The organism is Paenibacillus sp. A3 (assembly GCF_001399685.1).
Lineage (GTDB): Bacteria > Bacillota > Bacilli > Paenibacillales > NBRC-103111 > Paenibacillus_G.
Map to the genome: position 1 here is coordinate 1 of NZ_JTHN01000437.1, position 940 is coordinate 940.

The following is a 940-nucleotide window of genomic DNA, read 5'->3' on the forward strand; positions in this document are numbered from 1 at the left end:
GTCCATGCGTTCAATTTCCAATGCGTTCTTTTACCAGGCCGAAATTACCCAGATAGATCGATGGGAGCACGGTCCACTCGAGCTCGCGTTCCTATCCGAGCCGGCGACAGGTCGCCTGGAATGGACGGCTCACCTACACGATTGGAATGCCACGCAAAGGGCAGGATTTGTGCGGTCGGGAAAAGCCATCGAAGGGTTGAAGCCGTTCGTGCCTTATCTTGAAGAGCGGCGCAACCCGAACATGATCCTGGTGCCGACCTACGGCGGGAACTCCGAGCTCGACGTCATGCTGGCCGGCCTGTTGCCCGATGACATCCTGGCCAAGGCTGGTCTCGAACGCCGACGCTCCATGATGGGCCTGATGTACATGCACAACGACTTGCCGGCGGACTACGGTCCGCGGGCACGAACTGCATTTGCGCACTACATCTGGACGCGCTTGTCTCCGCGAGCGCGCTTGGGTAAAGGCGCCTTCAACGCGCGCTCGCCGCTGCGACTGCTCGCCGGCGACACCCTGTACTGGGCACACCGCCTATATCGCCTAGCACTGGCAAGGCGTGATGAGTTCTTCGCTCCCACTACGCACGAAGACGAGACCTGGAGGCCGCTACCAGAGTTACGCGCCGGTATCTTGGCCGACCTGCCTGAAGAAGAGAGACACCTGTTCGATATCCAGCGGCCACTAATAGGCGGCGACATCTGGGACGAGTTTGATGCCGACGAGCGCGAGGAGGTGCTTCAAAGCGCGATTGACGGCGACGGGGTCCTTGAGTCGCTCGATCCGGTGATTGAGTTGCTGCACCGCCACCGGATGCACGAGGACTTCTCGGGCGCGAACTCCTGGATCAAAGAGGATTTCGAGCGCAGCTTCTATTCCAAGCGGGCCAAATTGAAAGTCGATCTAGTCGAGACCATCGACGATGCCCCGGCTTACGCGCTG

General features: G+C 60.0%; 1 protein-coding gene. It reads left to right on the forward strand.

Features of this window, described 5'->3' with window-relative positions; translation table 11 throughout:
- Positions 1-169: 169 nt before the first annotated feature.
- Positions 170-940 (forward strand): hypothetical protein (locus tag QJ48_RS35225; RefSeq protein WP_237763168.1); only part of this gene is annotated, 771 nt, incomplete at its 3' end.